General features: G+C 41.8%; 6 protein-coding genes. 1 reads left to right on the plus strand and 5 read right to left on the minus strand.

Going from position 1 to position 6,574, the window contains the following annotated elements; genetic code table 11:
* Positions 1 to 107 precede the first annotated feature (107 nt).
* Positions 108 to 773 carry a DUF3047 domain-containing protein gene (locus CXF78_RS07055; RefSeq protein ID WP_102036373.1) on the minus strand — a complete coding sequence of 222 codons (666 nt, stop codon included), beginning with the start codon at positions 771 to 773 and terminating at the stop codon, positions 108 to 110.
* A 205-nt stretch (positions 774 to 978) separates the two neighbouring features.
* On the opposite strand from CXF78_RS07055, the gene CXF78_RS07060 reads away from it, so the two are divergent.
* On the plus strand, positions 979 to 2,598 hold the full coding sequence (locus CXF78_RS07060) for an NAD(P)/FAD-dependent oxidoreductase (protein WP_011637046.1): 1,620 nt from the start codon (positions 979 to 981) through the stop codon (positions 2,596 to 2,598).
* Positions 2,599 to 2,774: 176 nt separating this feature from the next.
* On the opposite strand, the gene CXF78_RS07065 is transcribed toward CXF78_RS07060, so the two are convergent.
* From CXF78_RS07065 to CXF78_RS07080, 4 genes are all read right to left on the minus strand, one after another.
* On the minus strand, positions 2,775 to 3,179 hold the full coding sequence (locus CXF78_RS07065) for a GFA family protein (RefSeq protein WP_102036374.1): 405 nt from the start codon (positions 3,177 to 3,179) through the stop codon (positions 2,775 to 2,777).
* 228 nt (positions 3,180 to 3,407) lie between these two features.
* On the minus strand, positions 3,408 to 4,232 hold the full coding sequence (locus CXF78_RS07070; protein WP_257984861.1) for a M23 family metallopeptidase: 825 nt from the start codon (positions 4,230 to 4,232) through the stop codon (positions 3,408 to 3,410).
* A gap of 126 nt (positions 4,233 to 4,358) precedes the next feature.
* On the minus strand, positions 4,359 to 5,231 hold the full coding sequence (locus CXF78_RS07075) for a 6-carboxytetrahydropterin synthase (RefSeq protein WP_102036376.1): 873 nt from the start codon (positions 5,229 to 5,231) through the stop codon (positions 4,359 to 4,361).
* Positions 5,232 to 5,978: 747 nt separating this feature from the next.
* The coding region (locus CXF78_RS07080) for a winged helix-turn-helix domain-containing protein (protein WP_102036377.1) at positions 5,979 to 6,574 on the minus strand (596 nt) is incomplete at its 5' end.

Consider the following 6,574-nt stretch of genomic DNA (forward strand, 5'->3'; position numbering starts at 1 on the left):
TCGAGCAGTTTTTTTACTTATTTAGCCCTCTACTTTAATGGTAAAGTAAAAAGCAATGCGGCTGAGTTAAGCCGCTAAGTACCCAGCAAATTCCGGTTGATCAGCTGCTATTTTTCAGTAAATATTATGTCTCCATAATACGTTTCTGCATCTTTACCACTGTTGTCGGTATCGGTCATAATCGCAATCATATCGATGTATTGATACGCTTTGCGGTTAGCTTTTTGACTGCCTTTATCCCCAAATGTTTCAATCAAATCTTGGTACACATTGCGTTTTTCTTCATACCACAGACCTTGTTGCGATTGTTGCCCTCGCACAGACATCATTTTAACACTTGAACCAGCAAAAGCGTTGTTCCAAACCAAGCCTTTGGCTTGATTACTCGACCAAACATAGTTTAATGATTTGGTGTTCCACACCATAAAACCACCATCAATAACTACGTAAACTCGCGCCACAAAGTCATCACCAGCTTTACTTTGCTCATCTAACTGCGACAACGTCTGTTCAACTAACCAACTCCAGTTTAGATAAGGCGTTGCAATGAGGTCAATTTGCTTTTCTAGCACCAGTCCTGATGCAGAATGATGACTGAGTGCTTTTAATGCTAGGCGCCCTTTATAGTCTTCAACGCTGTAAATTGATTCACCAGAGAATACTTTAGAAGTCCAACTCTCAATCCCGTTATCACTCAATAAAGTCACATTGGTTGCCGCTTGCACGTTCACAAAAACAGCTACGCTATAAAGAAATATAATCCATCGCAACATATGCACTTCCTATCCCCCTACTCACTTATATAACACCGAGTTCACCCGCTAGAATGAGCTAAACTGAGTGATCTATTTTACTCATTAATCATCATGGTAATTAATGCAGCATGACATAGAGCATGTACCATCAATAGATAATTTCATTTTAATGTTAAATCACGTAAACTACGCGCTGTTTTTTAAGTCTCTTTTTAGGTAAATCATGATCCGTTTAAACCAAGTAAAATTGCCTCTCGACCATAATGAAGATGCGCTGCAACAACTCGTCTTGCAAAGGCTCTCTATCTCAGCGGATCAGCTGGTTGATATACATGTGTTTAAGCGTGGCTACGATGCCCGTAAAAAGAATTTAATTTCGTTAATTTATACATTAGATGTGACATTAGCCAACGTAGACGAAGCCGCGTTATTGGCATCACTTGCTGACGACCATAATATCCGCGTGTCGCCAGATACCGACTATAAATATGTCGCTACTGCACCAGAAGGCTTAACGGAACGTCCATTGGTGATAGGCATGGGACCATGCGGCTTATTTGTTGGGCTTATGTTGGCACAAATGGGCTTTAAACCGATTATTTTAGAGCGTGGAAAATCTGTCCACGAACGCGCTAAAGATACCTTCCGCTTTTGGCGTACCAGTGAGTTAAACACTGAATCAAACGTACAATTTGGTGAAGGTGGCGCTGGTACATTCTCGGATGGAAAGTTATATAGCCAAGTTAAAGACCCCGGATTTAAAGGCTTAAAAGTCAAACAAGAATTTGTCGCTGCGGGTGCACCAGCTGAAATCATTTATGTTAGTAAACCACACATAGGTACCTTTAAGTTGGTCACCATGGTGGAAAAAATGCGCCGCGAAATAATCCGTTTAGGCGGTGAAATTCGCTTTGAAACCCGTGTTGATGAAATCAATATTACTGACCGTCAAGTGACAGGTGTCACTCTGAGAAATGGTGAAGTACTGCATTCTAAACATGTCATTGCTGCGATTGGTCACAGTGCCCGTGATACTTTCCAAATGTTACATGATAAAGGCGTGTATATGCAGGCGCAGTCATTTTCGATTGGCTTTCGTATTGAACACAAGCAAGAGATGATTGATAAAGATCGCTTTGGCATTAACGCCGGTCATCCAATGTTAGGTGCAGCTGATTATAAGTTAGTCCACCATTGCAAAAGTGGTCGCAGTGTTTACAGCTTTTGTATGTGCCCTGGTGGTGTGGTTGTGGCGGCGACGTCTGAAGAACATGCGGTAGTGACTAATGGCATGAGCCAATATTCGCGTAGTGAACGTAATGCCAACAGTGCCATTGTGGTTGGCATTGATCCGAGTGATTTTGACAACGATCCACTTCAAGGTATTGCGCTACAACGCAAATTGGAACGCCACGCCTATATTATGGGCGGCAGCAATTACGATGCTCCAGCGCAAATGGTCGGCGACTTTTTAGCTGCAGGCGTTGGGAAACCGTTTGAAAACGTTGAGCCGTCTTATAAACCCAACGTAAAAATGACCGATTTAAGCGATGCATTGCCGCAATTCGCTATCGATGCTATTCGTGAAGCCATTCCTGCATTTGGTAAAAAAATTCGTGGTTTTGACAGTAAAGATGCCATGTTAACCGGCGTTGAAACTCGTACCTCTTCACCGGTACAAATTAAACGTGGTGCCGATTTCCAAAGCATTAACACCAAAGGTTTATATCCTGCAGGTGAAGGTGCCGGTTATGCTGGCGGGATTTTATCGGCGGGTATTGACGGTATCAGTATTGCAGAAGCCGTTGCATTAGACATGATTAAAGAAATGACAAACAGTTAAATCCATCTTTAATAAACAGAGCAATCATATTTGAATGCTCTGTTTATTGCTTCATCGCAACAATAACATTAGATTTACTGTCAAATTCAGAGCGATTCATGATGAGGTTTTCTATTAGATACTCAGAGATGGAAATACAATACTTAATCCCTTTTATTAACACGCCTTACCATTTGCTATACAACATCTCGGTCTGATGGATGGTTTACCCCATCACTCGTTTGTACATCACCTAAATCAAATGGATTAACACCATCTAAACAAGCTATGTTAAAACCGTATTCAGTCGGGTTTGATCGACGTTGATGATGAGTATAAATACCACAATGAGAACAGAAATAATGTTTTGCCGTGTTGGTGTTAAATTGATAAAGCGTTAACACATCTTGACCTTTTACCACCCTAATCCCGTCAAGTTTTACAGACCCAACAATCGCGCCTTTTCTACGACAAATTGAACAATCACAACGTCGTGGATTTTCGATACCATTGGGTAAAGTGAGTTCGAGTTCAACGGCGCCACAATGACATGTTGCTTTGTGCTTTAGCTCAATAATGGTATTACCCACTTGCTTGATCATGACCAGAGTCCTTTGTGATGTTGACGATAAGCATTTCGTCGTTCGATATAAATTTGTCGCTTAAAATGAGAAAACGTTTAAATATCATCAGCTTAGTGAGACAAATAGCGTTGACATTGTGGTGAGTTCAGGACGTATGAAGTGCAAGTTATCAAGCGAATAGCATTACCATTGAATAAAGGGTTCCGGTTCAATAGTCGTACCGAAACCCTAACATATGGCTTAACACTATTTTGCCGCTTTCTCCGCTGCCAGTACTGTCGCCATTGGCGGTACAATCGAGACGGGATCTAAACGCATTTGGAACCAGTTTAGGCGCCAATCTAAATGCGGGCCAGTCACTCGACCAGTGGCACCAATTTCAGCGACCTTATCACCCTGCACAACTTTATCACCAACGGTTAAATACAATTTACTCAGGTGCAAGAAGGTAGAGCTAACACCATAACCGTGGTCGATAATCACTGTGCCACCAGAATAAAACATATCTGGCTCAGCTAATGTAATAACACCATCTGCTGGCGCAACCACTACCGTGCCTGTTGGACGCGCAACGTCAACACCAAAATGCGGATTACCAGGTACGTCGTTGTAAACCCGCTGGCTGCCATAAACCCCTGAAATTCTGCCAGTAACCGGCCAAATAAATGTTTGCATAAATGCCTGTTGTTGACTAAATAAGTCTCTGGCAGCGCGAGTCTGTTTGGCGTCTTTAGCCGCTCTGGCTTGGGCAACTGGATCCGGTTTCATTATTTTTTGGCTGATTCCTGTGACCCGATCAATTTTGTATTGTCTTGCGGCTATTGTTAACGGCTTAATTTCTGTTAATCCGTCTGGATAAATGACTTTAAACACTTGTTCTGGCTTAGCGTCTCTATCAAATCCAATGGCAAACTGACCATTTGGGGTGACCTTTACCGATTGGCCATTAAGTAATACTTTACTGCCGACCGGCACTGCGCCACGCACTAATGCACCTTGTTCAAACTGGCCTTGAAATGTCACAGCGGCAATCGCACTAGCACTTAATCCACAAAAGCTGACCACCAGCATTGCAACTGTAGATATCGATTTTAAAACGGTATTTTTTAATAACATAATCGAAACGCATTCCTTGTTAATAGCGACAAAAAACATAAAAAAAGGGCCACCTTTAGGCAGCCCATTAATAATACTTGATTAACCTCTTACCGCAATGGCCCCTTTGCCAATACCTTCGTAAGCGATAACTTTAAAATGACTTTCAGGCGCTTGACTTGCCAATGTCTTTGCCATGTATTCAGCTAGCATCTCAACCGTGGTGTCGTGAGGAATTAAGTCACAACAATGCTTAGGCATCGCTAATTGAAAATCACCCTGAGGCGCAACATAGTGAAAACCAAAATGAGTTTCGTCGCTGATTTTAGTCTGCTTCGACAATTCTAGTGTTTTCACTGACACTAAGTCTTCTTCAGTGCCGAGGTAAATATCATGCCAACGTTCTGCCCAGTATTGGTCCCATTTCGGCTCTGCAATACCATTTTCAAATACGGTTACCGGGCTACGATGACCATGCGCAATACGCTGACAGTTACCGTCATGTTTACGTAATCCATGGCTGTAATGGTAAAATGGGGTATCGAGCACTTCGCTGCGCAATGTGAGGCTGATGCCTTGGACATTTTCAGGTAACACTTCACGTAAGGCTTTCTTCAAAAAGTCATTAACGCTTTGGTAGTCAATCACTTCTGTAGGAATAAGCGCAAATGCTTGTGAAGGACATGCTAAATGTATGTCGCCTTTTTCACTGCTAAAATCCATCCAAACTCGGTCGCCCTTTTGCTGCCAGCGCACTTCGCTACAAGCAGTAGGGATTAACAAGCGATGATCGGCTACATCATCAATGGTGTTTTTGATGATGCGTTTAACCTTACCAAAGTCGAGCACCATATTTTGCTCATCTAGGCCGCCATCTAATAGCACATCGACAATCCAGCTTTCACCAACCATGCCACGAACAGGACAAAGGTAAGAGAAATCGATAACAGTTAAATCTTTTACAAACAGTTGCATTAATGCTCCTAGGCAGAAAAACAGTCCACCTCAGTATAAATGTATTCCTAACGGCGCATGCCAGTGGAAGGTCTATCTTACGTGATAGGAATTTATCCGACTATCAACTCTTAGTCTAACATTCACGGGTTAATGACCACGTTCTGCTAGCGATGAGTAATAACGCGCCAGTATATTTAATACCAGCACAAGACCACGTTGATACCCTAAATGATATCAACGACATTCTAAACAAAAGCCATGCTATGAGCGAGCAAACATCGTAGATAAATGGAATAAATCAATAAATCCGCTTCAATGCGCCTGAATTGGATAATTATCTTGCTTGAGGAAACAGCAACAACGATATGCTGAGCATTTTATAAAACGCTTAGAAAAGGATTAACGCGTTTACTTGAAAGGTTAACGATATTAATAGCGTTAAGCCAAATTATGACGGTTCCTGGTAACCACCAATAAATACTGCGACCAACGTAATGGTCAGAAAAACCTGACAGCACAGCAGTAATAATAAAATTAGTGACGGCATAAAACTATTCCTTGTTAATCCATACAGCTAGGAGCATTAGGTATAGTGATGTTAACAATCAAAAGCGCAAAAACAGTGCAGATTTAGTGGAGTTTTGCCGAAACTAAAGCAGATCAGTAATACACATTAATCGCCAGCTACTAAGCTTACCCATTTTATTAGGATGCTTATTAAACGGCTTTAAAACGTAAAAATAGACTTACCAATAAAATGCAGCATTACTCTACCTTATAACCCACACCGTAAATGGAGTGCAGCAACTCCTTTTGTTGGCTGGCTTGGGTTAACTTATGACGTAGATTCTTCACATGACTGTCAATGGTACGCGAACTAACAATACGATCGTCGACATAACACACCTGCATGAGGCTATCTCGAGAGTGCACTACGCCTGGCCGTTTTAGCAGCGTATGCAGTAGTCTAAATTCAACTGGGGTTAATTCTACGTCTTGTTGGTCAACCTGACATTTAAAGCGTTCGATATTGATTTGTAGATGCTTATAACGAATAACCTGCTCGCTTTGACTGCCGTGAGTATTTTCGACTCGCCTTAAAATCGTTTTTACCCGAGCAACAACTTCCCTAGCCGAAAATGGCTTACACACATAATCGTCTGCGCCGATATCTAAGCCCATTAAACGGTCAATTTCATCTACCCGCGCCGTTAACATTAATACTGGCAACATTGAAAATTGCCTCAACTCACGACAAATCGTCAATCCGTCTTTATAGGGCAACATCAAATCTAGAATCATAAAATCAATTTGTTGAGCCTTAATCGTTTCAATCACATCACGACCGTCGTGTTGTACCA

Origin of the sequence: Shewanella sp. 11B5 (assembly GCF_002836795.1) — a bacterium.
Taxonomy (GTDB): domain Bacteria; phylum Pseudomonadota; class Gammaproteobacteria; order Enterobacterales; family Shewanellaceae; genus Shewanella; species Shewanella frigidimarina.